Origin of the sequence: Nocardioides sp. JQ2195 (genome assembly GCF_012272695.1) — a bacterium.
In the GTDB taxonomy this organism is placed as follows: Bacteria; Actinomycetota; Actinomycetes; order Propionibacteriales; family Nocardioidaceae; genus Nocardioides.
Genome location: NZ_CP050902.1, coordinates 1,212,888 through 1,235,109 on the forward strand (window position 1 = coordinate 1,212,888; position 22,222 = coordinate 1,235,109).

General features: G+C 69.4%; 23 protein-coding genes. 16 read left to right on the plus strand and 7 right to left on the minus strand.

Annotated features, from left to right (window positions below; all coding sequences use genetic code 11):
- The first annotated feature begins 44 nt into the window (after window positions 1-44).
- The 4 genes from ncot_RS05800 (at window position 45) to ncot_RS05815 (ending at window position 3,748) form a co-directional block, all read left to right on the plus strand.
- Window positions 45-1,523: a DNA-3-methyladenine glycosylase 2 gene (locus tag ncot_RS05800; protein WP_168616754.1), complete on the plus strand. Its 1,479-nt coding sequence runs from the start codon at window positions 45-47 to the stop codon at window positions 1,521-1,523.
- A gap of 13 nt (window positions 1,524-1,536) precedes the next feature.
- A complete protein-coding gene (locus ncot_RS05805; protein ID WP_346766633.1) occupies window positions 1,537-2,007 on the plus strand; it encodes a methylated-DNA--[protein]-cysteine S-methyltransferase in 471 nt (156 codons plus the stop codon).
- On the plus strand, window positions 2,007-2,759 hold the full coding sequence (locus ncot_RS05810) for an SGNH/GDSL hydrolase family protein (RefSeq protein WP_168616756.1): 753 nt from the start codon (window positions 2,007-2,009) through the stop codon (window positions 2,757-2,759). The genes ncot_RS05805 and ncot_RS05810 overlap by 1 nt, the downstream gene beginning before the upstream one ends.
- A gap of 83 nt (window positions 2,760-2,842) precedes the next feature.
- Window positions 2,843-3,748: a hypothetical protein gene (locus ncot_RS05815; RefSeq protein WP_168616757.1), complete on the plus strand. Its 906-nt coding sequence runs from the start codon at window positions 2,843-2,845 to the stop codon at window positions 3,746-3,748.
- A gap of 62 nt (window positions 3,749-3,810) precedes the next feature.
- Here ncot_RS05815 and ncot_RS05820 read toward each other — a convergent pair whose 3' ends face one another.
- Complete coding sequence (locus ncot_RS05820) at window positions 3,811-4,533, minus strand: IclR family transcriptional regulator (protein ID WP_057323427.1); 723 nt, start codon at window positions 4,531-4,533, stop codon at window positions 3,811-3,813.
- An 89-nt stretch (window positions 4,534-4,622) separates the two neighbouring features.
- On the opposite strand from ncot_RS05820, the gene leuC reads away from it, so the two are divergent.
- The 3 genes from leuC (at window position 4,623) to ncot_RS05835 (ending at window position 7,739) form a co-directional block, all read left to right on the plus strand.
- Window positions 4,623-6,044, plus strand: a complete 1,422-nt coding sequence (gene leuC / locus ncot_RS05825) for a 3-isopropylmalate dehydratase large subunit (RefSeq protein ID WP_168616758.1) — start codon at window positions 4,623-4,625, stop codon at window positions 6,042-6,044.
- Between the two features lie 54 nt (window positions 6,045-6,098).
- Window positions 6,099-6,698: a 3-isopropylmalate dehydratase small subunit gene (leuD, locus tag ncot_RS05830; RefSeq protein WP_168616759.1), complete on the plus strand. Its 600-nt coding sequence runs from the start codon at window positions 6,099-6,101 to the stop codon at window positions 6,696-6,698.
- 249 nt (window positions 6,699-6,947) lie between these two features.
- A complete protein-coding gene (locus ncot_RS05835; protein WP_206065162.1) occupies window positions 6,948-7,739 on the plus strand; it encodes an HU family DNA-binding protein in 792 nt (263 codons plus the stop codon).
- A 73-nt stretch (window positions 7,740-7,812) separates the two neighbouring features.
- On the opposite strand, the gene cofC is transcribed toward ncot_RS05835, so the two are convergent.
- Window positions 7,813-8,457, minus strand: a complete 645-nt coding sequence (gene cofC / locus ncot_RS05840; RefSeq protein WP_168616761.1) for a 2-phospho-L-lactate guanylyltransferase — start codon at window positions 8,455-8,457, stop codon at window positions 7,813-7,815.
- Window positions 8,458-8,588: 131 nt separating this feature from the next.
- Between cofC and ncot_RS05845 the strand changes: the two genes are divergently transcribed.
- Together ncot_RS05845 and ncot_RS05850 are read left to right on the plus strand one after the other, a co-directional pair.
- A complete protein-coding gene (locus ncot_RS05845; RefSeq protein WP_168616762.1) occupies window positions 8,589-9,365 on the plus strand; it encodes a lysophospholipid acyltransferase family protein in 777 nt (258 codons plus the stop codon).
- On the plus strand, window positions 9,362-10,363 hold the full coding sequence (locus ncot_RS05850) for an NAD(P)H-dependent glycerol-3-phosphate dehydrogenase (RefSeq protein ID WP_168616763.1): 1,002 nt from the start codon (window positions 9,362-9,364) through the stop codon (window positions 10,361-10,363). The genes ncot_RS05845 and ncot_RS05850 overlap by 4 nt, the downstream gene beginning before the upstream one ends.
- Before the next feature lie 86 nt (window positions 10,364-10,449).
- Here ncot_RS05850 and ncot_RS05855 read toward each other — a convergent pair whose 3' ends face one another.
- The gene (locus tag ncot_RS05855) at window positions 10,450-11,517 is read right to left on the minus strand and encodes an aminotransferase class I/II-fold pyridoxal phosphate-dependent enzyme (RefSeq protein ID WP_168616764.1); all 1,068 of its coding nucleotides are present in this window, start codon (window positions 11,515-11,517) and stop codon (window positions 10,450-10,452) included.
- 44 nt (window positions 11,518-11,561) lie between these two features.
- Here ncot_RS05855 and pyrE point away from each other — a divergent pair, with 44 nt between their 5' ends.
- Together pyrE and ncot_RS05865 are read left to right on the plus strand one after the other, a co-directional pair.
- Window positions 11,562-12,098, plus strand: coding sequence for an orotate phosphoribosyltransferase (pyrE, locus tag ncot_RS05860; RefSeq protein WP_240938090.1), 537 nt, complete (start codon window positions 11,562-11,564; stop codon window positions 12,096-12,098).
- Between the two features lie 23 nt (window positions 12,099-12,121).
- Window positions 12,122-13,246 (plus strand): D-alanine--D-alanine ligase family protein, encoded by a 1,125-nt coding sequence (locus tag ncot_RS05865; RefSeq protein WP_168616765.1) that lies wholly within the window; start codon window positions 12,122-12,124, stop codon window positions 13,244-13,246.
- Between the two features lie 17 nt (window positions 13,247-13,263).
- On the opposite strand, the gene ncot_RS05870 is transcribed toward ncot_RS05865, so the two are convergent.
- Together ncot_RS05870 and ncot_RS05875 are read right to left on the minus strand one after the other, a co-directional pair.
- Window positions 13,264-13,671: a DUF3515 domain-containing protein gene (locus ncot_RS05870; protein WP_168616766.1), complete on the minus strand. Its 408-nt coding sequence runs from the start codon at window positions 13,669-13,671 to the stop codon at window positions 13,264-13,266.
- Window positions 13,672-13,790: 119 nt separating this feature from the next.
- Window positions 13,791-14,027, minus strand: coding sequence for an Lrp/AsnC ligand binding domain-containing protein (locus ncot_RS05875; RefSeq protein WP_168616767.1), 237 nt, complete (start codon window positions 14,025-14,027; stop codon window positions 13,791-13,793).
- A gap of 104 nt (window positions 14,028-14,131) precedes the next feature.
- Between ncot_RS05875 and ncot_RS05880 the strand changes: the two genes are divergently transcribed.
- Window positions 14,132-15,103, plus strand: coding sequence for a thiamine-phosphate kinase (locus ncot_RS05880; RefSeq protein WP_168616768.1), 972 nt, complete (start codon window positions 14,132-14,134; stop codon window positions 15,101-15,103).
- Between the two features lie 15 nt (window positions 15,104-15,118).
- Here ncot_RS05880 and ncot_RS05885 read toward each other — a convergent pair whose 3' ends face one another.
- Window positions 15,119-15,730, minus strand: a complete 612-nt coding sequence (locus ncot_RS05885; RefSeq protein ID WP_168616769.1) for a hypothetical protein — start codon at window positions 15,728-15,730, stop codon at window positions 15,119-15,121.
- Window positions 15,731-15,889: 159 nt separating this feature from the next.
- On the opposite strand from ncot_RS05885, the gene ncot_RS05890 reads away from it, so the two are divergent.
- Both ncot_RS05890 and ncot_RS05895 read left to right on the plus strand, forming a co-directional pair.
- A complete protein-coding gene (locus ncot_RS05890; RefSeq protein WP_168616770.1) occupies window positions 15,890-16,336 on the plus strand; it encodes a hypothetical protein in 447 nt (148 codons plus the stop codon).
- A complete protein-coding gene (locus ncot_RS05895; protein ID WP_168616771.1) occupies window positions 16,333-17,703 on the plus strand; it encodes a hypothetical protein in 1,371 nt (456 codons plus the stop codon). The genes ncot_RS05890 and ncot_RS05895 overlap by 4 nt, the downstream gene beginning before the upstream one ends.
- A 140-nt stretch (window positions 17,704-17,843) precedes the next feature.
- Here the strand turns inward: ncot_RS05895 and rpmB are convergent, their stop codons facing one another.
- Entirely contained in the window at window positions 17,844-18,029 is a 186-nt protein-coding gene (gene rpmB / locus ncot_RS05900) for a 50S ribosomal protein L28 (protein ID WP_057323439.1), read from the minus strand.
- 238 nt (window positions 18,030-18,267) lie between these two features.
- Here rpmB and ncot_RS05905 point away from each other — a divergent pair, with 238 nt between their 5' ends.
- Window positions 18,268-19,902 carry a DAK2 domain-containing protein gene (locus ncot_RS05905; RefSeq protein ID WP_168616772.1) on the plus strand — a complete coding sequence of 545 codons (1,635 nt, stop codon included), beginning with the start codon at window positions 18,268-18,270 and terminating at the stop codon, window positions 19,900-19,902.
- 34 nt (window positions 19,903-19,936) lie between these two features.
- Window positions 19,937-22,195, plus strand: coding sequence for an ATP-dependent DNA helicase RecG (locus ncot_RS05910; RefSeq protein ID WP_168616773.1), 2,259 nt, complete (start codon window positions 19,937-19,939; stop codon window positions 22,193-22,195).
- The last annotated feature ends 27 nt before the right edge of the window (window positions 22,196-22,222 follow it).

Here is a 22,222-nt window from a genome sequence, read left to right on the forward strand (position 1 = left end):
GATTTCCGCCAGATGGGCAGTCGCCCATGGGGCAGGATGGAGACATGTTCACCGACACGGAGGCCTGCTACCGGGCCGTGAAGAGCAAGGACCGTCGCTTCGACGGGGTGTTCTACACAGCGGTGCGCACCACCGGGATCTACTGCCGGCCGTCCTGCCCGGCACGCACTCCCGCCTTCCGCAACGTCAGCTTCTTCCCGACGGCTGCGGCCGCACAGACCGCCGGCTTCCGGGCCTGCAAGCGGTGCCTTCCCGACGCCACTCCCGGCAGCCCCGACTGGGACGTGGCCGCCGACGTGGCGGGCCGGGCGATGCGCCTGATCGCCGACGGTGTCGTCGACCGCGACGGGGTCGAGGGCCTGGCCACCCGGCTGGGCTACACCTCACGGCACCTGACCCGGCTGCTCGGTTCCGAGCTCGGCGCCGGCCCACTGGCGTTGGCCAGGGCCCGTCGCGCACAGACCGCACGGATCCTGATCGAGACCACCACGATGTCCTTCGCCGATGTCGCCTTCGCCGCAGGGTTCTCCAGCATCCGCCAGTTCAACGACACGATCCGCGAGGTCTATGCGTCGTCGCCGACCGAGCTGCGCGGACGCAGGAGGAGCGCGCCCTCCACACCCGGAGCGCTGACCATGCGGTTGGCCGTGCGCACGCCGTTCGCCGGCCGCGCGCTGCTGGACTTCCTGGCCCTGCGCGCGGTGCCGGGGGTCGAGGCTGCCGGCGACGGGTGGTACGCCCGATCACTGGCCCTGCCGCACGGACCCGGAACAGTCCGGATCGAGCTGGACGACGCGCTCGAGGTCGGCGGCATCGCCCTGGCGGCGGCCACATTCCGGCTCACGGACCTGCGCGACACGGCGGCCGCTGTCGAGCGCGTACGCCGACTCCTCGACGCCGACTGCGACCCGGTCGCGGTCACCGACCAGCTGGCCGACGATCCGCTGGTCGGTGCGCAGGCGCGTGCCCTGCCGGGGCTCCGCGTCCCGGGCCACGTCGACGGCAACGAGATCGCCGTGCGTGCCGTCCTCGGCCAACAGGTGAGTGTCGCGGGGGCGCGCACCGTTGCTGGACGCCTGGCGGCTGCCCACGGTGTCGAGCTGCCTGACGAGCTGGTCGGCGAGGGCCTGACCACGTTGTTCCCCACGGTGTCGGCCATCGCGGAACTCGACCCCGAGGAGCTGCCGATGCCGCGGGCTCGCGGGCGAGCCCTGACGGGGCTCTGTGCCAGGTTGGCCGACGGCGACGTCAACCTCGACCGGGGCGCCGACCGGGTCGACGTACGACAGTCCCTGGTGGCACTGCCCGGCATCGGGCCGTGGACCGCTGACTACCTGGCGATGCGTGCGCTGGGTGACCCCGACGTGTTCCTCCCGACCGACGTCGCCGTGCGCCACGCGCTGGCCGGGCTCGGCGCGGATCCCAAGGGGGCCGAGGAGATCTCCGAGGCCTGGCGCCCGTGGCGCTCGTATGCACTGATGTACCTGTGGCGATCACTTGCCCACCCCGAGGAGATGAGCTGACATGTGGACCGTGATGGATTCGCCGGTGGACGAGCTGCGGATCGTCGAGCGTGAGGGCTCGATCGCTGCGATCGAGTTCAGCCCGTTCCGGGCGCCGATGGTCGGGCGTCCGATGGGGGAGCGCCGGGACGACCATCCCCTGCTGGTCGAGACGGTGCGCCAGCTGGCGGCCTACTTCCACGGGCAGCTGACCGAGTTCGACCTGCCACTGGCGCCGGTCGGCACCGAGTTCCAGCAACGGGTCTGGAAGGAGCTCCTCGAGATCCCGCACGGCTGGACCGCATCCTACGGCGAGATCGCCCACCGTCTCGGACACACCAGTGCCGCGTCGCGTGCCGTCGGCACCGCCAACGGCCGGAACCCGATCCCGATCGTGATCCCGTGCCACCGGGTGATCGGCGCCAACGGGACCCTCACCGGCTACGCCGGCGGGATGCAGCGCAAGCAGACGCTGCTCGACCTCGAGCAGGACTCGCTCTTCTGATGCGCGCCGAGCGCCTCCTGCTCGGGGCTCCCGTGCTGGCCCTCGGTGCCGTGGGCGTCCTCGCCTGGCAGGGCATCACGGCGCGGCGAACGATCGAGCGCCTGCCGGAGGCCGACGGGCTGCTCGGTGAGCACGCCGGGTCCGGCGAGGCGCTCCACCTCGTGGTCCTGGGTGACTCGGTGGCTGCCGGGGTGGGCATTGCCCACCACGACGAGACCCTCGCCGGCAGGCTCGCGGTGCTGCTCTCGGGGGACCGTGCGGTCCGCCGGACGGTGGTCGCACGCTCGGGCCTGACCGCTGCTGGCGTCCTCCACCTGGTGGAGTCGCGTGCCGCCGACCTGGCGGACGCCGACGTGGTCGTCCTGTCGGTGGGGGTCAACGACGCCAAGGGAATGCACTCCCTCCGACGCTGGCGCCGCGAGCTCGACGTGTTGCTGGCCTCGGTGACGACATCTGCACCGAGCGCCCGAGTCGTGCTGCTGGGTGTGCCGGACATGGGTGCGTTCGTGCGGCTTCCCCGGCCGCTGCGCTCCGTCCTCGGGCTGCGCTCCCGGTCCCTGGACCGTGTCGGTCGCGCCCTGGTCGCGACGTACCCGCAGGTGGACCATCTCGCCCTGGACCCCGGCATGGCGGGTGGGGCGGCCGACCTCTTCGCGGACGACGGGTTCCGTCCCTCGGCGACACTCCACGCCGCGATCGCCCGCGACGTCCACGCTCTGGTCGCTGGCGTGCCGGTGCCCCAAATCTGGTGATGCGTTCGTGGGGAGCGATTCCTGGCGTGGACAGGCGGGGCGCCCCCCGACGCCCCGCCTGACCTCCCCCGAAGGGCACTCCCATGACCAGAAAGCTGCGCATCCTGCCTGCCTTGCTCCTGCCCCTGGCGTTCCTCGTCGGCCTTCCGCCGTCGACGGCCGCGCCGGGTGGCAACCTCTCCGGCGCCATCTTCACCTCGGACGGCACCGGAGTCCCCGTCAACCTCAACCACTACGCGGCCAAGACGGACGTCCACCTCAACGGCGGCCCCGGACTCAACGCGCCCGACTCGGCGGCCGGGCTGCCGGCAGGCACCTACTCCTTCCAGGTCACCGACCCCAATGGCAAGACCCTGCTCTCCGAGGACAACGTGTCCTGTCGGCAGGTGGTCGTGGACGCCTCGGGTGTCTTCACGGCGGTCCTGGCCGGACCGGAGTGCACGACAGGTGCCCACGCCCTCGGCGCGGACGGTGAGGACGGTGGCATCACGGTCCAGCTCTTCCCCTTCGCCGACACTCCCAACAACGGAGGGGAGTACAAGGTGTGGCTCACGCCCACCTCCAGCCTGAACTGCAGCTCCGGTGGCAACCGCCACTGCTTCGTGCCGCGCTACAGCAAGACGGACAACTTCAAGGTGCGGGCCAACGCGATCGTGGAGATCGACACGCGTTTCTGGAAGGACGGCTCGAGCACACCGCTCCTCGGCATGGAGGCTGGCTGGACCGACACCAACGGCGCCTCCAACGTGAAGTTCTCCGAGTACGACCCCAGCCTCCTGGCCTACTGGGAGGCACACGTCGAAGCAGCCGAGGCCGGCTCCCACCGCATCACGGTGGAGGACCAACCGGGCTGCACGATCGACCACGTGACCGGCCCGCGGGGTGAGAACTACCGCTCCGGCAGCGGCAGGTACAACATCAGGGTCGACGTCGCTGACTCACGTCCCGGTGACAACACCACCTACCGGGTGGAGGTCTTCTGCAAGTGAGGTGAACGCGCGTGGCGCCGCCGCAACAGCGACGGCGCCACGCGTGCACGTGCGTCCTCGGGCTACTCGGCGGCGGCGCGCCGCAGTGACTCCGAGAGTCGCTCTGCCGCAGCGATGACGGCCGGTGCGTGCATACGCCCGGGCTGGCGTGAGAGTCGCTCGAGGGGCCCCGAGACCGAGACCGCGGCGATGATCTTTCCGCTGGGGGAGCGCACCGGAGCAGAGACCGAGGCGACTCCCTGCTCGCGCTCGCCGACCGACTGGGCCCAGCCACGACGCCGGATGCCGGAGAGCGCGGTGGCTGAGTACGCCGCGTTCTGCAGGCCGCGGTGCATCCGCTCGGGGTCCTCCCAGGCCAGCAGGACCTGGGCCGCGGAGCCGGCCCGCATGGTCAGCTGGGAGCCGACCGGGATGGTGTCCCGCAGGCCGCTCGGGCGCTCTGCGGCGGCGACACAGACGCGGTGCTCCCCCTGACGGCGCCACAGCTGGGCGGACTCGCCGGTGATGTCGCGCAGCCGGGCCAGCACCGGGCCGGCCGCGGCCAGCAGGCGGTCCTCGCCGGCTGCTGCCGAGAGCTCTGACAGGCGGGGGCCGAGGACGAAGCGTCCCTGCATGTCGCGAGCCACCAGGCGATGGTGCTCGAGGGCCACGGCCAGTCGGTGAGCCGTGGGTCGGGCCAGGCCGGTGCCTGCCACGAGCCCGGCGAGGGTTGCCGGTCCAGCCTCGAGTGCGGCGAGCACCAGGGCGGCTTTGTCGAGAACGCCGACTCCGCTAGAGTTGTCCATATGGCAATACTGCCGTCTCGGATCGTGGGATGCAAGCGCTACGCTCTGTGATCTGAAGAACGTCGTTCGAGAAAGTCGTGGAGGAAGTCATGGGCAAGACCCTGTCGGAGAAGGTGTGGGACGAGCACGTCGTGCGCAGTGCTGAGGGAGAGCCCGACCTCCTCTTCATCGATCTCCATCTCATCCACGAAGTCACGTCGCCGCAGGCCTTCGACGGACTGCGCCTGGCCGGTCGCAAGGTGCGCCGCCCTGACCTGACGCTGGCCACCGAGGACCACAACGTCCCGACCCTCGACTGGGACAAGCCGATCGCTGACCCGGTCTCGAAGACCCAGGTCGACACCCTGCGCAAGAACGCCGAGGAGTTCGGCGTACGCCTGCACCCGCTCGGCGACGTCGAGCAGGGCATCGTGCACGTGGTCGGCCCGCAGCTCGGGCTCACCCAGCCCGGCATGACGATCGTCTGCGGCGACTCCCACACCAGCACCCACGGTGCCTTCGGTGCGATCGCCTTCGGCATCGGCACCTCCGAGGTCGAGCACGTGCTGGCCACCCAGACCCTGATGCAGGCCAAGCCGAAGACGATGGCCGTCACCATCAACGGCTCGTTGCCCGAAGGCGTCACCGCCAAGGACATGGTGCTGACCCTGATCACCCACACCGGCACCGGTGGCGGCCAGGGCTACATCGTCGAGTACCGCGGCCAGGCCATCGAGGAGCTCTCCATGGAGGGGCGGATGACGGTCTGCAACATGTCGATCGAGTGGGGTGCCAAGGCCGGTCTGATCGCCCCCGACCAGACCACCTTCGACTACATCGAGGGCAAGCCCGAGGCGCCCAAGGGCGCCGACTGGGACGCCGCGGTCGAGCACTGGAGGACCCTCGTCACCGACGACGACGCCGTCTTCGACAAGGAGATCGTCCTCGACGCCTCCGAGATGACGCCGTTCGTGACCTGGGGCACCAACCCCGGCCAGGGCGTGCCGCTCGGCGGCAACGTGCCCGACCCGGCCTCGTTCGAGGATGAGCAGGACCGCATCGGCGCCGAGAACGCCCTGAAGTACATGGGCCTCGAAGCCGGCACGCCGATGCGTGACGTCAAGGTCGACACGGTCTTCGTCGGTTCGTGCACCAACGGACGCATCGAGGACCTGCGCCTGGCTGCCGACATCATCAAGGGCCACAAGGTCGCCGACGGCACCCGTCTGCTCGTCGTGCCCGGTTCGGTCCGGGTCCGTCTGCAGGCGCAGGAGGAGGGCCTCGACCAGGTCTTCATCGAGGCGGGCGCCGAATGGCGTGGCGCCGGCTGCTCGATGTGCCTGGGCATGAACCCCGACCAGCTGACCCCGGGTGAGCGCAGCGCGTCGACGTCCAACCGCAACTTCGAGGGACGACAGGGCAAGGGCGGCCGCACGCACCTCGTCTCGGTCCCGGTTGCGGCCGCAACCGCCGTGCGCGGCACGCTCTCCTCGCCTGCTGACCTGTCCGAGCTCGCCGGCGCGGACGCCTGAGCCTCGACACACCGCCTCGCACCTCGGCGTCACCCGCCCACCGAAAGGTTTCCCATGGACAAGTTCACCACCCACACCGGCGTGGCAGCTCCGCTCAAGCGCAGCAATGTCGACACCGACCAGATCATTCCCGCCGTCTACCTCAAGAGGGTCACGCGCACCGGCTTCGAGGACGGTCTCTTCGCAGCGTGGCGCAATGACGAGAGCTTCGTGCTGAACAAGCCCGAGTACGCCGAAGCCTCCGTGCTGGTCGCGGGCCCCGACTTCGGCACGGGATCGTCGCGCGAGCACGCGGTGTGGGCCCTGCAGAACTACGGGTTCAAGGTCGTGATCTCGTCGCGCTTCGCCGACATCTTCCGCGGCAACTCGGGCAAGGCCGGGCTGCTGGCAGCACAGGTCGACGAGAAGGTCGTGCAGAAGATCTGGGACCACCTCGACGACCACCCGGGAGCGACGGTCACGGTCGACCTCGAGAGCCGCACGGTCCGGGCCGGTGAAGGTCCCGACGCGATCGAGGACTCCTTCGACATCGACGACTACACGCGATACCGCCTGCTCAACGGCCTCGACGACATCGGCATCACGCTGGCCAACGAGGCTGACATTGCTGCCTACGAATCCGCACGACCGAGCTGGAAGCCGGCCACTCTCTGAACTGGTCGCAGCCCTTCGAGAAGCGCGAATTCCCTTGTCTGGTTGGGGATTCGCGTTTTTTGATTGACCATCAATTGGCCAATCCGTTGTTGTGCAAGGGAATACGGCGCTTGTGCCGACGCGCGGAATTCAAAAATAGTCGCTCGAAATGACGGCTTGGTCATTGTGACAAGGGCCACGAATACCTAGCGTGCATGGGAGATGTCGAGCATGGGCTCGGCCGCATTGGGTTCATTGGAAGGGAAGCTAGTGAACAAGACTCAGCTCATCGAAGCTCTGGCAACGCGATACGAAGGCAACAAGAAGGCTGCCGCCCACGCCCTCGAGTCCGTCCTGGACACGATCACCCGAGAGGTGGCGAAGGGGGAGAAGGTCGCCATCACGGGATTCGGCTCGTTCGAGAAGAAGATCCGCGAGGCTCGCACCGTTCGCAACCCGCGCACCGGCGAGACCATGCGCGCCAAGAAGAAGGCGATCCCCAAGTTCACCCCGGGTGCCGACCTGAAGGCCGTCATCTCGGGCGCCAAGAAGCTGCCCAAGCTGACCTTGGCCAAGGCCACGGCTCCCGCGAAGGCGGCAGCCTCGGCCACGTCGAAGGCCGCCGGCGCCGCCAAGAAGACCGCCACGAAGTCGGCGGCCAAGAAGGCGCCTGCGAAGGCGGCGGCGAGGAAGGCTCCTGCCAAGGCAGCGGCGAAGAAGTCGACGGCAAAGGCTGCTGCTCCGGCGAAGAAGACGGCCACCAAGAGCGCCGCCGCCACCAAGTCGGCCGCCAGGAAGGCGCCCGCGAAGGCGGCGGCGAAGAAGGCTCCTGCCAAGGCAGCGGCGAAGAAGTCGACGACGAAGGCTGCTGCTCCGGCGAAGAAGACCGCCACCAAGTCGGCCGCCAAGAAGGCGCCCGCGAAGGCGGCGGCGAAGAAGGCTCCTGCCAAGGCAGCGGCGAAGAAGTCGACGACGAAGGCTGCTGCTCCGGCGAAGAAGACGGCCACCAAGAGCGCCGCCACCAAGTCGGCGGCCAAGAAGACGCCCGCCAAGAAGGCCTGACCCAACGGCTAGACCCGGCGCCGTCTCCCGTCACCACGGGAGGCGGCGTCGGTGCGTGCGGCGACGTCTCGGGTCACCCGACCTCTGGGCGCCACACATGGATCGCCGCTGCTGTGTGCACTCCCACACCCAGCACCATGGCCCGACCGAGGTCGCCTGCCTCGTCGACGTCGTGCCGGAGGCTGGCGAGGTCCTCACCGATCAGCCGTGCTCCGTCAGACCGGTGTCGTTGCGCGGAGGCGAGTCCGAAGCCCGGTTTGAAGTCGCGCAGGGACCGGGCGGCATACATCGTCGTCCCGGTGCCGGCGGCGTCGGCGACGAATGCCGCGCCCTCGAGCGGCACGTCGGCGAGGGCGGCGCTCAGCTCGGTCGGGTGCAACGCCGGGAGGTCGGCGCAGAGGGCGACCAGTCCATGGGCCGGCCACCGTCGCGTGCACTCATGGGCGGCCTGCTCGAGGGTGGCGTTCAGGTCGCCGTTCACCCCGTCGGGCAGCACCGAGCACCCGGCCTCCCGTGCCATCGAGGCGAAGCGGAAGTCGTCCGTCACCACCATCACGTCCGCCACGCGCTCCGCGGCGAGGGCAGCCGCGATGGTGTCGAGGGCAAAGGCCGTGGCGAGTCGGATCCGATCCGGATCCGGCATCGTGCCGAGCCGCGACTTGCCCACGGCCGGCGGTTTCACCGGGACCAGGGCGACGAAGGAAGACGGAGAGGACATCGCCACGATCCTCCCACCCGCGCACCCGACCGCGTGCCCGAGGGTCACCAGCGCCCTCACCGAGTAGCCTGCTGACACGTCGCAGCGTGGTCCGGGCAGAGGGACCGCACCGGAAGGATGAGAAGAGCACCTTGAGCGTTCGAGAACTCGACCAACCCCGTGGCTGGGCATGGACCGTGGCGGTCGCCATCCTGAAGCCGATCCTCCTGGCCGTGTCGAAGCGGGTCTGGATCGACGGCGAGAAGATCCCGGCCACCGGCGGCTGCGTCATCGCGCTCAACCACGTGTCCCACCTTGATCCGCTGATGGCCGCGCACGTCCTGCACGACCACGGACGACTGGCGCGCTACCTGGCCAAGGACGGGCTGTTCCGGAACAAGTTCCTCGGCTTCTTCCTGACCGCGGCTGGCCAGATCCCCGTCAAGCGGCAGAGCACCGATGCCGCGGGCGCCTTCGATGCGGCCGTCCAGGCGGTGCGCAGGGGAGAGTGCGTGGTCGTCTACCCGGAGGGCACGATCACGCGTGACCCCGGGCTCTGGCCGATGACCGGCAAGTCCGGTGCGGCGCGGATTGCCCTCGAGACCGGTGCCCCGGTGATCCCGGTCGCCAACTGGGGTGTGCAGGACATCCTCGCGCCCTACACGACGAAGCCACGCCTGCTGCCTCGCAAGACGGTCACGATCAAGGTCGGTGATCCGGTGCGGCTCGACGACCTCCGTGCTCTCCCCGATCACGAACGCGCCTCCGCCGCCACCACGAAGGTGGCGATGGCTCGCATCATGGATGCGATCACCGGCCTCCTGGAGGACATCCGCGGGGAGAAGGCGCCGGCGGAGCGGTTCGATCCACGCAAGGCCGGAGTCAGCATGACTGGCAATCCCCGCAAGAAGGGCAAGGACAAGCGATGAGCAAGGTGGCAGTCTTCAGCGCGGGCTCATGGGGGACTGCGTTCTCGATGATCCTGGCCGACGCCGGCAACGACGTCACGGTGTGGGCTCGGCGAGAGGAGGTGTGTGAGTCGATCAACGGCAAGCACGAGAACTCCGACTACATGCCCGGCATCGAGCTGCCGCACAGCATCTCCGCCACCACGGATCCCGAGCGGGCGCTGGCCGGCGCCGAGATCGTCGTGCTCACGGTGCCGTCGCAGTCGCTCCGCGAGAACCTGACCACCTGGGCGCCGTTCATCCCGCGCGAGGCCGTGATGGTCTCCCTGATGAAGGGCGTCGAGCTCGGCACGGTCAAGCGGATGAGCGAAGTGATCGCCGAGGTGACCGGCGCCGGTTCCGAGCGGATCGGGGTGGTCAGCGGCCCCAACCTCGCGCGTGAGATCGCCCGGCGTGAACCGGCCGCCTCCGTGGTGGCCTGTGAGGACGAGGAGGTCGCCAAGCGGTTGCAGTCGCTGTGCCACTCCAAGGCGTTCCGGCCCTACACCTCTGTCGACGTCGTCGGCTGCGAGCTCGGTGGGGCCTACAAGAACGTGGTCGGTCTCGGTGTCGGGATGGCGATCGGCCTCGGCTTCGGTGACAACACCACCGCCTCCGTGATCACTCGTGGCCTGGCGGAGACGGCTCGCCTCGGAGAGAAGCTCGGGGCGAACCCGCTCACGATGATGGGCCTGGCCGGCCTGGGCGACCTCGTCGCCACCTGCTCCTCCCCGCTGTCGCGCAACCGCACGTTCGGTGAGAAGCTCGGGCAGGGCATGACCACCGAGGAGATCTACGCCAGCACCAACCAGGTCGCCGAGGGCGCGAAGTCGTGCGCCTCGATCCTCGACCTGGCCCGGCGCAACGGGGTCGATGCGCCCTTGGCCGAGGCCGTCACCGAGGTCGTCGCCGGGCGCCTCACCGTCGGCGGGATGATGGACGGCTTCATCGCCCGCGACATCAAGCCCGAGCGCTACTGACGCGACAGGCAGGGTGGGCCGTGGAGCGAGGTCGCGACGGAGCGTGTCGAGACCGGGTGACCCGGGAGACGAGTGGCAACTGAGGCTCAGACCAGGTCGTCGAGCGCCCTGCGCAGGTCGTCCCACAGGTCATCGACGTCCTCGACGCCGACCGACATCCGCACGAGGGCGTCAGGGATGGTTGCCGGTTCGCTGCTCCACCGCCGGCGGCGTTCGAAGGTCGACTCGACGCCACCCAGGCTGGTGGCGTGGATCCACAGCGACGTCTTGCGGGTCAACAGGTCCGCCGCCATCGCGCCCTGCCCGAGCACGACCGAGATGATGCCGCCGAAGCCCGGGTAGCGGACCTCGTCGACCGCCGGGTGCTCCTCGAGCCGGCGGACCAGCTCCTTGGCGTTCTCCTCCGCACGCTCCACGCGCAGGTGCAGGGTGCGGATGCCGCGCAGCGCCAGGTAGGCCTCGAGGGTGCCGGGCACGGCGCCGATCAGGTCGCGACGCTTCTTGAGCACGTCGAACAGCTCGGCGTCGCGCGTGATGACGGCACCCATCAGTGCGTCGCTGTGGCCGGCGATGTACTTGGTGGCCGAGTGCACGACGATGTCGACGTCCATGTCGAGCGGCTGCTGGCGAAGGGGAGTGGCGAAGGTGTTGTCGACCACCACGTAGGCGCCGGCCTCGTGGGCGGCAGCCCGGACGGCCGGGATGTCGGCGATCTCCAGCGCCGGGTTGGTCGGGGACTCGAGCCACACGAGGGAGGCGTCGGCACAGGCCGCGACGACCTCATCGGTGTTCGTGATGTCGACCAGGTGCGCGACGATGCGACCGCGCGACTCCAGGTCGGCCAGCTGCATGACCGTGCCGTTGTAGGAGTGCCGCGGAGCGACCACCTTCTGGCCCTGCCCGACGAGGTCGAGGATGGTGGCGACCGCGGCAAGCCCGGAGGCGAACGAGATGCACCGACCACCCTCGAGCGAACCGAGTGCGTCCTCGAAGGCCTGCCACGTGGGGTTGCCGTAGCGACCGTACTCGGTGTCGCCTCCGGCGACGTAGGTCGAGGCCATCGTGATCGGCACGTTCAGCGGGGCGTCCGGCTCGGCGTCGGGGCGGCCGACGGTGACGGCAAGGGTGGCGGGGCGCAACGACTTCTCAGGCATGGCACCCACACTAGGACTTCCGCGGGTACGACATGATGGAGCCCGTGACTGACGAGACGAAGACCACCTTGGCCCGCGACATCGACGCCTGCTGCCGCCTCAGCGGAGAGTTCACCCTCCGCTCCGGTCAGGTGTCGAACGAGTACTTCGACAAGTACCTCTTCGAGTCCGACCCGGCGCTGCTGGCCCGGGTCGCCGACCAGATGGTCGACCTGGTCCCCGAAGGAACCGAGCTGCTGGGCGGGCTCGAGCTGGGTGGCATCCCCATCGTCACCGCGCTGAGCATGCGGGTGGACCTGCCGGCGCTGTTCGTGCGCAAGAAGGCCAAGGAGTACGGCACCTGCAAGCTGGCCGAGGGGCCCGGCATCGAAGGCCGTCGCATCACCTTGGTCGAGGACGTGATCACCACGGGTGGCGCGGTCCGTGATGCCACGAACGCGTTGCGTGCGGCCGGGGCGATCGTGGAGGTGGTCGTCTGCGCGATCGACCGCAGTCCTGAGGGAGAGAACCCGCTGGCCGACGTCGAGCTCGAGGTCCGCCCAGTTCTCACCAAGGCCGAGTTGGACGCCGTCCACGCCTGACCCATGCCCTAGGGTTCTCGCCAATGACCTCCTCGAACCGCAAGCCCCGTGTCGCCGTCGTGTTCGGCGGCGTCTCCAGCGAGCACTCCATCTCCTGCATCTCTGCCGGCAGCGTGCTGAAGGCGATCGACCCCGAGAAGTACGACGTGGTCCCGATCGGCATCAGCACCACCGGTGAGTGGGTGCTGGAGAACCCCGAGACCAACCAGCTCGCGCTCGGCCCCGCCGGCGAGATGCCGAACGTGGTCGGTGACCGCGAGGTCACCCTCACGCACGGCGAGCGCACCAGCCTCGAGCTCCGCGACGGGGGTGGGGCCGCCCCGGGCGAGGGACTGGGTGACATCGACGTGGTGTTCCCGGTGATGCACGGTCCCTTCGGGCAGGACGGCACCCTGCAGGGGCTGCTCGAGATGGTGGGCGTGCGCTACGTCGGCGCCGGGGTGCTGTCGAGTGCGGTGGGCACCGACAAGGCATTCATGAAGCTGCTCTTCGAGGCGCAGGACCTTCCCGTGCTGCCGTACGTCGTGGTGACGCCGCGGGAGTGGGCGCGCGACGAGACCGGAGCGCGTGACCGGATCGCCGAGCTCGGTTTCCCGGTCTTCGTGAAGCCGGCGCGAGCCGGATCCAGCTTCGGGATCAGCCGGGTCAACTCGGCCGACGACCTCGACGCGGCGCTCGAGGAAGCGCGCCGCTTCGACCCGAAGGTGATCGTCGAGGCTGCCGCGATCGGGGCCCGCGAGGTCGAGTGCGGGGTCCTGCAGGGCGAGGGCAACGAGCCGCACCTGACCAGTGAGCTCGGTGAGATCCGCATCGATGCCCACCACCAGTTCTACGACCTCGAGGCCAAGTACCTCCCCGAGGAGAACACCGCCCTCGACGTGCCTGCCGAGATGGAGCCCGAGCTCGCCGACCGCATCAAGTCGTATGCCGTTCGTGCCTTCGAGGCCCTCGGTGTGGAGGGTCTGGCCCGGGTCGACTTCTTCGTCTTCGACGACGGCCGGATCGTGCTCAACGAGGTCGAGACCATGCCCGGGTTCACGAACCTGTCGATGTTCCCGCGGATGTGGGCAGCCAGTGGGGTGGACTACCCCGAGCTCGTGGACCGCCTGATCCGACTGGCCCTCGACCGCCCCCTCGGACTTCGCTGACCCCCCGCGAGGTGCGGTCAGACGCAGCCCCTGCCTGATCGCTGGAGAGTCTCCTTCACGACGGCGCCCACCTCGACGGTGACAGCGTCCGGTGGTCGGAGCTCGCCGGGGAGGTGGATCTGCACGTTGGGGGCGTAGCCGATCGTGGTCAGCGTGACGTCGGCGGCGGGGTCCTCGACCTGGCCGTCGGGAACGAACCAACCCACACCGTCCGTCTCCCAGCAGGCCGAGAACTTGTCGAACTCCTCGGGCATCGGCACACCGCAGGTGACCACGATGGCCGGATCGCCCCAGGCCCGGCCGAGGGCTCCGTCGGGAGAGACCTCGACGGACTCCTGGTCGGCGAGCTCCGAGGGCAGGGCGTCGAGGAAGGAGCGGCAGGTGGCCTCGGTGCTGTCGTCGACGTCGGGGGAGTCGATCTCCACGGCCCCCGAGCATCCGGCGAGGACGGTCGACAGGAGGGTGCACGCGACGGCGCCCCGGGTCCGGAGGGACACGGGGCGCCGACGACCAGGGCGTGGAGCAGGGTGCAAGGGCGCGCTGCTCAGATGTGGACGACCGGGCAGGTGAGCGTGCGGGTGATGCCCTCGAGGTTCTGCACCTTCGAGACGACCAGCTTGCCGAGCTCGTCGACGTTGCGTGCCTCGGCACGAACGATCACGTCGTAGGGGCCGGTGACGTCCTCGGCGACGTTGACGCCGGAGATCTGGGCGATGGAAGCGGCAACCTCAGCGGCCTTGCCGACATCGGTCTGGATCAGGATGTAGGCCTGGACGACCATGGGTGCTCCTCGGTCTGCGTGTGTGGACATTGCCACGCCAACCTACCGCCTCGGGCCCGCGTGTCGAAAGGTGGTGGCCATTGCAGTCCTGATGGGATGTGGCCATGCCTGCCGCCCCGTTCCCACCTGACAGCACCTTGGCCGATGCCGGCGAGTTCGGACTCATCTCAGCGCTCAGGGAGATCTTCGACCAAGGGGAACACGTCCTCATCGGCCCGGGCGACGATGCCGCCGTGCTGCGCGTCAGGTCCGGGCACGTCGTGGTGTCCACGGACATGATGGTCGAGGGCCGTCACTTCCGCCGGGACTGGGCCTCGGCCGCCGACGTGGGTGCCCGAGCCGCGGCCCAGAACCTCTCCGACATCAATGCGATGGGCGGTCGCGCTTCGTCACTGACCATCGGGCTGGCCGCACCCGCAGACCTCCCGGTGGCCTGGGCGCTCGACTTCGCCCGCGGGTTCGCCGACGAGTGCGCGAAGGTCGGCGCCAGCGTGGTCGGTGGCGATGTGACGCGCTCCGAGAGCCTGGTCATCTCGGTCACCGTCATCGGTGCCTGCACCGTCGCCCCCGTCGTCCGCTCCGGTGCCACTGTCGGGGACGTGGTCGCGCTGTGCGGTCGCCAGGGCTGGGCCGCGGGAGGCCTGGCCGTCCTGGGGCGCGGGTTCCGCTCGCCGCGGGTGCTGGTCGAGGCCTACCGGCGACCCGCACCGCCGTACGACGCGGGCCAGGTCGCGGCGGATGCCGGCGCGACGTCGATGATCGACGTGTCAGACGGCCTCCTCGCCGACGCCGCGCACATCGCGGAGGACTCCCAGGTCGCGATCGACATCACCACCGAGAGCTTCGAGATCGCGGAGCCGTTGCACGCCATCGCTGCCGCCCTCGGGGCCGATCCCATGCAGTTCATCCTCGGTGGGGGAGACGACCACCCGTTGCTGGCGACCTTCAGTGACGTCGAGGCCGTCCCAGAGGGCTGGCAGGTGATCGGCTCGGTCAACGAGCCCGACCACGACGGGGCCACGGTCACCGTCGACGGCGCACCCTACGAGGGCGAGACCGGCTGGACCCACTTCTGACCCGGCTCGGGCCCGCTACTTCCAGGTCCAGCTGGAGCGGAGCGCATCGACGGCGGCCTCGTTCTGCGCCTGGCTGCCGGGGGTCTGCACACAGATGATGTAGGCGGTGTTCTCATGGCGGAAGTAGAAGACCTGGGCGCGGGTCCCGCTCGCCTGCCCGCTCCCTTGCACATGGGTGGCGGCCTCGCCGGCCCAGGTCGTGTCGGCCAGCTGCTTCCCGTTGCTGGCGTAGAGGCGCTTCATGTTCCCGACCATCTCCTTGAGGCCGTGGTCGAAGAGCTCCTGGGAGACATCGGGCTCGGCATCGACGGTCACCCGGTGATCGGCGCCGACGGCGACGCTGCCGTAGGCGTCCTCGGGGCCGGCCAGGGCCTGGTCGTCGGTGGAGTCGATCCAGTCCTTCGGCAGGTTGAAGGTGTAGTCAGAACGCGCGACCTCGACCCCTCGGTCTGCCTCGGCAGAGACCGATGGCGAGACCGATGGCGAGGCCGACGGCGAGGCGGAGGCACTGGTGGCTCCTGAGGACTCCTGCGAAGGCCCGTTGCCGTTCGCGTCGTCGTTGTCGCCGCAACCAGCGAGCAGGCTCACGGCCAGCAGCAGGCTGACTGTGGTGATGGTGATGCGCATGTGACTCCCGAGGTCGGAACAGGCGATGCGAACACCCTAGTCACACAGTGCATCCAAGGTGAAGATGAACTTCCCACGTCATGGTTGGTTTGTATTCTCGTCCCACTGGGCAGAAGGCGGATCGTCAGAGGAAACGTGGAGCTCGGGAGGAGATGTTCTGTGGTCAAGATAGACCCGGACGAGGTCGATGCACTGGGACAGGACACGATCAAGTTCGCGAACAAGTACCTGAAGGAGTCGGAGCCGCTCTCCAGCGTCTCCGTCAACGAGGCCACCTTCGGTGACTTCGACACGGCTGCACAGTTCGTCCTGGTCCACGGCACCGCGGAGAACGTCGTGAAGACCACGCTCGAGGGTGTGCACGACGACCTGGTCACCTTCGGTGGCGGGCTGAGGAAGGCCGTGGCCACCCTGCTCGAGGCCGAGGACGACACCGTGCGCGCGTTCGAGCTCTTCGGTGGCTACATGCCGGGGATGTCGGTGGACCCGACGACCACCCTCGACGAGAACTCTCTCAACGACATCGGCGACATCGACGTCAACGCGGCAGAGGACCGACGCGAGGCTGCCCTCGCGGAAGGTGCGGACGGAGGTGACACCGCATGATTCCCAAGGGCGGTGGGGACGGGAGTGGATTCACTCCGCGCAACAACCCCTACGCGGGTCCCCATGAGCTGAAGCTCAAGCAGATCCTGAAGACCAACTTCGGCAACCTCAGCGACGCGGAGAAGTCCTGGGCCGACGGTGCAGCAGACCTGGCCAGCCTGGTCGTGACACTCACCAAGCAGAGGGACCGGATGGAGGACGAGTACGTCTCCTCGGGCGAGCACGACCCGGGGCGTGCTGCGGTGAACACCTACCAGAAGCTCATCGACATGGTGAACAAGCGCCACACCGAGATGACCGACGTGGCCGACGCCGTCAAGAAGGCGCGGGAGGCCTCGTCCACCGCGTGGACCGAGTACAACACGCTTCCCGTGGTCACCGAACCGGCTGCCGACAATCCGACGGCGGGCATCACCGGCCACTCGAAGGAAGCCATCAGGAAGCGCACGGAGGCGCTGAACGACGCCGAGAGGGTCAACACCACCCACGCCAACTCCGTGAATGCTGCGGAGGCCAAGGCGCGTCAGGTCCTAGCCACCTACGACTCCGAGATGGAGCAGGCCACGTCGAAGATGCGCAAGGTGGCCGGCATGGAGCAGCCGGGCAGCGTGACCAACTCCACCACCAACGCCGACATCAGCCCCTCCTCCGGTCGGCCGACCAGCAGCAACCCGGGTGTGATCCGGCAGCCGCAGATCGAGAGCACCTCGACGGCCACTCCGACGACGCACACGGTCAACACGGGCACGCAGACACCGACCCAGGAACCGCCGCACCTGACCACCGAGCCGCCGACCGTCCACCACACCCCGAACACCACACCCGTCAACAATCCCGACCACAACGGGTTGCTCCAGTCGGCACCCACGGCACCCCCGTCGACAGGTCCCTCGCCGACGACGTCGATCGGCCCGACGACGAGCCCCACACCCACCAGCGCGAGCCCGGTGGTCGCGCCGACCCTGTCGAGCGCCGCGGTCAGTCGCACTGCTGGCACGGCGATCCCCGGGTCGACCCCGGCGCGCAGTGCGGCGCTCGGCCGGTCCAGCTCATCGACGCCGGCACGCGGAGTGCTCGGGCGCAACACGATGATGCCCGGCCAGTCGGCGGCAGGCCGTTCGAGCGCGACGGCCGGACGCCCCGGGTCGCGCGGCATGGTGCCCGGCCAGTCCGGCACGAGGGGCACCAGCGGAACAGCCGGCTCGCGCGGCTCGCGCGGATCGGGCCGCGGCGCGATGGCCCCCGGCACAGGGGGACGAGGCACCGGCAAGGACCGTGATCGCCAGGGTGACTCCGTCGACCTCCTCTGGGACGACGGCCAGGAGTGGCTCGGCGACGACGAGCTCAGCCCCGAGGTGCTCGACTGAGAGCTCCACGACCAGCAACGTCAGGACCCCCGTCACGATGGCGGGGGTCTTGTGCTGTCCGGGGGACGCGACGCGGCGGTCGCTCGCGGGGACGCGAAAGAGCCCCCGGACCCACAGGTCCGGGGGCTCCTCGGCTCAGGTCAGCGGGAGACCTTGCCGGCCTTGAGGCAGCCGGTGCAGACGTTCATGCGCTTCGGGGCACCGTTGACGGTGGCGCGGACACGCTGAATGTTCGGGTTGAAGCGACGCTTCGTAATCTTGCGCGACCAAGGACGGTTGTTACCGAAGCCTGGCTTCTTGGCGCAGATGTCACAGACGGCAGCCACCGTGAACTCCTGGAAAGATCGAGGTTGGAACGAGAGGGCCCGGAGCAGGTCGGCTCGCGGGCAACCGAACAAGAGTATCTGATCGGTGGCCGAACACGGAAATCGATCGCGAGCGGACTCCGGATCCGCAACGTGGGCACGAGCCCGCGAGCCCGACGGCGGTTCCACTAACCTGACCTCCACGCACGTACGACGAGCGTGCGCGCGGCGATCGCGCACCACGACGAGGGGAGGACGGATGGGCGACAAGCGGGACCAGCGCTTCGACCTGGCCGCCATCCTCAAGTTCGTCGACATCGCCACCTCCGCGCTGGGCGAGGCGCGGGAGGAGATCGACGCGCTCAACGTCTACCCCGTCCCGGACGGCGACACCGGCACCAACATGTTCCTCACCGTGTCCGCGGCCCGTGAAGCGCTGATGGAGGCGACCGGAGGAGACCCCACGGCCGACCTGGCCGTCGCGATGGCCACGTTCTCCCGCGGCGCGCTCCTGGGCGCTCGCGGCAACTCTGGCGTGATCCTGTCGCAGATGCTCGGAGCAGTGGCGTCGCGGATCGCCGACCCCGACCCCGCTGCCCGTCATGCGCAGATCTTCGGGCAGGCACTGCACGAGGCGACGGTGGCGAGCTACGCAGCCGTCGGGACACCGGTCGAGGGCACCATGCTCACCGTGTCCCGCGCTGCCGCCGACGCTGCGATCGAGGCGGCGGCCCAGTCCGGGAATCGCACCACAGCCGTGCTCGGTGCCGCTGCGCAGGCTGCCCGGGAGGCGCTGGAGAAGACCCCCACCCAGCTGAAGGCGTTGGCCGATGCGGGCGTCGTCGACGCCGGTGGCCGTGGCCTCTGCGTGATCCTCGACGCAGCGGAGACCGCGTTGACGGGGCGGCGTCCGATCGATCGGCCGCGCACGAGCCGGCAGATCCCCGTCCCGATGCCGACCAACGACCTGCAGCCCGGAGGCCCGTCCTACGAAGTGATGTATCTCCTCGACGCCGACGACGAAGGCATCAGCGGCCTCAAGGAGACACTCGCGGGTCTCGGTGACTCGCTGGTCGTCGTCGGGGGAGAGGGCCTGTGGAACGTCCACGTCCACGTCGACGACGTCGGTGCCGCCATCGAGGCCGGCATCGTCGCCGGTCGCCCGCACCGGGTCCGGGTCACGCACTTCGCCGAACAGGTCGAGGAGGCGCAGCAGAATGCCTCGTCGCGCACGGGTCGTCGCATCGTCGCCGTGGCTGCCGGAGCGGGACTGCGCGAGCTCTTCGAGGAGGCGGGCGCCGTGGTGGTCACCGGAGGGCCCGGGCAACGGCCCAGCACCGGAATGCTGCTCGAGGCGATCGAGGACTGCGCGGCCGCCGAGGTCGTCGTCCTGCCCAACGACTCCGACTCCGTGCGCGTCGCCGAGATTGCCGCACGCACCGCCGAGGAGTCCGGTGACGTCCGAGTGGCGGTGATCCCCACCCAGGCCCAGGTCCAAGGACTCGCCGCGATCGCGGTCCACGAACCCGGCCGGTCGTTCGACCAGGACCTCCTCCACATGACGGCGACCGCGCGGCACGCGCGCCACGGTGGCGTCACCGTCGCGGCCAAGCAGGCGATCACGATGGCGGGTCCGTGCGAGCCCGGTGACGTCCTCGGCGTGATCGAGGGCGACTTCGCGCTGGTCGGCCAAGACCTCTTCGAGGTGGCCGCCGGCATCATCGACAAGCTGATCGGCGGTGGTGGTGAGCTGATCACGCTGGTGGCCGGCGTCGACGGGACGGACCTGGCCGCCCGGTGCGAGCAGTACGTCGAGTCGGCGTACCCGATTGTGGATGTCGTGGTGTACGACGGTGGTCAGGAGCGCTACCCGCTGCTCCTCGCCGTCGAATGAGCGGCGACCTGACTGACGGAGTTCTTCGACACCCATGACCGGAATCACCCTCGAGTCCCCGATCGCGACCGTCCTCGGTGGCGGCAAGAAGGACGCCACCAAGGCGAAGGCGCTGCAGGAGAACCTCGGCATGCGCACCGTCGGCGACCTCCTCTGGCACTTCCCCCGCACCTACCTCAGGACTGGAGAGGCCAGCGAGGTCGGCAACCTGGTCGAGGGCCAACCCCTGACCGTGGTGGCGGACGTGCTCAGCAGCCGACAGGCCTCCTATCGCGACCGCCGGACCGGGCGTACGGCGTTCCGGGTCGAGGCGGTCATCAAGACCGACGGGCCAGCGTTGAAGCTGACCCTCTTCGCGCGCAGCAAGGGCATTGCCGACTGGCACGAGCGCCGCCTCCGTCCCGGAGCCAAGGGCGTCTTCACCGGCAAGGTGAGCCAGTTCAACAGCCAGTGGCAGCTGGCCCACCCGCAGATGGTGATGCTCACCGACGACCCCGATGACGCCCAGGCCGAGTCGGCACTGGCGATGGCGGAGGGTCTGAAGGCACTCTTCCCGATCTATCGGACCACGGGCTCCGTCGAGACCTGGGACATCCAGCGGGTGGTCAGCTTCGCGCTCACGGTGGTCGACGACCTGCCCGAGGTCCTGCCCGAGTCGGTGCGCCACGACCACGGCCTGGTCGACGTCCACACCGCCCTCCGGTGGATGCACTCGCCCGACGACCACGGCCAGCTCGGTGCGGCCCGCAAACGCTTCCGCTTCGAGGAGGCGTTGGTCACCCAGATCGTGCTCGCTCGTCGCCGGGCCGCGGTCCGAGCCCTCGGCGCCGAGCCACGGGAGGGGGGCGGGGGACTGCTCGCGGAGTTCGACGCCCGCCTGCCGTTCACCCTGACCGAGGGGCAGCAGCAGATCGGTGCACAGGTCGAGGCCGACCTGGCCCAGTCGCACCCGATGAACCGCCTGCTCCAGGGAGAGGTCGGCTCCGGCAAGACACTGGTGGCCCTGCGCGCCATGCTGCGCGTAGTCGACTCGGGCGGACAGGCGGCTCTCCTCGCGCCGACCGAGGTGCTCGCCCAGCAGCACCACCGGTCGATCACCGCCATGCTCGGCGACCTCGCGGCCGGCGGCATGCTGGGTGGCGCGGCCGACGCCACCACGGTGGCCCTGCTGACCGGTTCGATGAACAAGGCGGCCCGCCAGGAGGCGATGCTGCGGATGGCCAGTGGGGAAGCGGGCCTGGTGATCGGCACCCACGCCCTGCTCGAGGACAACGTCCAGTTCGCCGACCTCGGCCTCGTCGTGGTCGACGAGCAGCACCGGTTCGGCGTCGAGCAGCGTGCCGCGCTGACCGACAAGGCCGGAGCTCCACCGCACCTGCTGGTGATGACCGCGACGCCGATCCCACGCACCGTCGCGATGACGGTCTTCGGAGACCTCGAGGTCTCCACGCTCCGTGAGCTGCCGGCCGGCCGGGCCCCGATCCAGTCGAACGTCGTCCCCCTCAAGGACCAGCCGACTTGGATCGAGCGGGTCTGGGCCCGGGTCCGCGAGGAGGTCGAGAAGGGACACCAGGTCTATGTCGTGTGCCCGCGCATCGGTGGTGACGAGGCCGAGGAGGGCCAGGTCGACCAGCGTGACACCGACGAGGAAGGTGCCCTCATCCCCTCCATCCGCGAGGGCAACCTGGCGGCCGTCGAGGAGCTCGCTCCCGAGCTGGCCGAGGGTGCTCTGTCGGGGCTGAGGGTCGAGAAGCTGCACGGCAAGATGCCGCCGGACGACAAGGATCGCGTCATGCGGGCCTTCGCAGGAGGTGAGATCGACGTGCTGGTCTCCACCACGGTGATCGAGGTCGGTGTCGACGTGGCGAACGCCACCACCATGGTGCTCCTCGACGCCGACAGGTTCGGCGTCTCGCAGCTCCACCAGCTGCGGGGTCGCGTCGGACGCGGTGGGCTGCCGGGCCTGTGCCTGTTGGTCACCCACAGTGAGGCGGAGTCACCGGCGCGCGAACGACTCGACGCGGTGGCTGCCTCGACCGACGGCTTCGAGCTGTCCCGCATCGACCTGGAGCAGCGCCACGAGGGCGACGTCCTCGGTGCCGGACAGTCCGGGTTCAAGTCCAGCCTCACGCACCTCAAGGTGGTGCGTGACGAGAAGACCATCGTCACCGCACGTGCCGCGGCGGAGGCGCTGCTCGTTGCCGACCCCGACCTCCGTGCGGCGCCGTTGCTCGCCGAGCGGGTGGACGAGCTCGAGCACTCCAGCCAGAGTGCTTTCATGGAGCGATCATGAGCACCCCACGACGCTCGACGCGACGAG

Bases quoted from the DNA above. Each gene is read 5' to 3' on its own strand.
- ncot_RS05815 (WP_168616757.1), top strand. From the start codon at position 2,843: ATGACCAGAAAGCTGCGCATCCTGCCTGCCTTGCTCCTGCCCCTGGCG.
- ncot_RS05895 (WP_168616771.1), top strand. From the start codon at position 16,333: ATGATTCCCAAGGGCGGTGGGGACGGGAGTGGATTCACTCCGCGCAAC.
- ncot_RS05850 (WP_168616763.1), top strand. From the start codon at position 9,362: ATGAGCAAGGTGGCAGTCTTCAGCGCGGGCTCATGGGGGACTGCGTTC.
- leuC (WP_168616758.1), top strand. From the start codon at position 4,623: ATGGGCAAGACCCTGTCGGAGAAGGTGTGGGACGAGCACGTCGTGCGC.
- ncot_RS05800 (WP_168616754.1), top strand. From the start codon at position 45: ATGTTCACCGACACGGAGGCCTGCTACCGGGCCGTGAAGAGCAAGGAC.
- ncot_RS05875 (WP_168616767.1), bottom strand. From the start codon at position 14,027: ATGGTCGTCCAGGCCTACATCCTGATCCAGACCGATGTCGGCAAGGCC.
- ncot_RS05810 (WP_168616756.1), top strand. From the start codon at position 2,007: ATGCGCGCCGAGCGCCTCCTGCTCGGGGCTCCCGTGCTGGCCCTCGGT.
- ncot_RS05910 (WP_168616773.1), top strand. From the start codon at position 19,937: ATGACCGGAATCACCCTCGAGTCCCCGATCGCGACCGTCCTCGGTGGC.
- ncot_RS05820 (WP_057323427.1), bottom strand. From the start codon at position 4,533: ATGGACAACTCTAGCGGAGTCGGCGTTCTCGACAAAGCCGCCCTGGTG.
- ncot_RS05865 (WP_168616765.1), top strand. From the start codon at position 12,122: ATGACCTCCTCGAACCGCAAGCCCCGTGTCGCCGTCGTGTTCGGCGGC.
- ncot_RS05855 (WP_168616764.1), bottom strand. From the start codon at position 11,517: ATGCCTGAGAAGTCGTTGCGCCCCGCCACCCTTGCCGTCACCGTCGGC.
- ncot_RS05880 (WP_168616768.1), top strand. From the start codon at position 14,132: ATGCCTGCCGCCCCGTTCCCACCTGACAGCACCTTGGCCGATGCCGGC.
- leuD (WP_168616759.1), top strand. From the start codon at position 6,099: ATGGACAAGTTCACCACCCACACCGGCGTGGCAGCTCCGCTCAAGCGC.
- ncot_RS05885 (WP_168616769.1), bottom strand. From the start codon at position 15,730: ATGCGCATCACCATCACCACAGTCAGCCTGCTGCTGGCCGTGAGCCTG.
- ncot_RS05905 (WP_168616772.1), top strand. From the start codon at position 18,268: ATGGGCGACAAGCGGGACCAGCGCTTCGACCTGGCCGCCATCCTCAAG.
- ncot_RS05805 (WP_346766633.1), top strand. From the start codon at position 1,537: ATGGATTCGCCGGTGGACGAGCTGCGGATCGTCGAGCGTGAGGGCTCG.
- cofC (WP_168616761.1), bottom strand. From the start codon at position 8,457: ATGTCCTCTCCGTCTTCCTTCGTCGCCCTGGTCCCGGTGAAACCGCCG.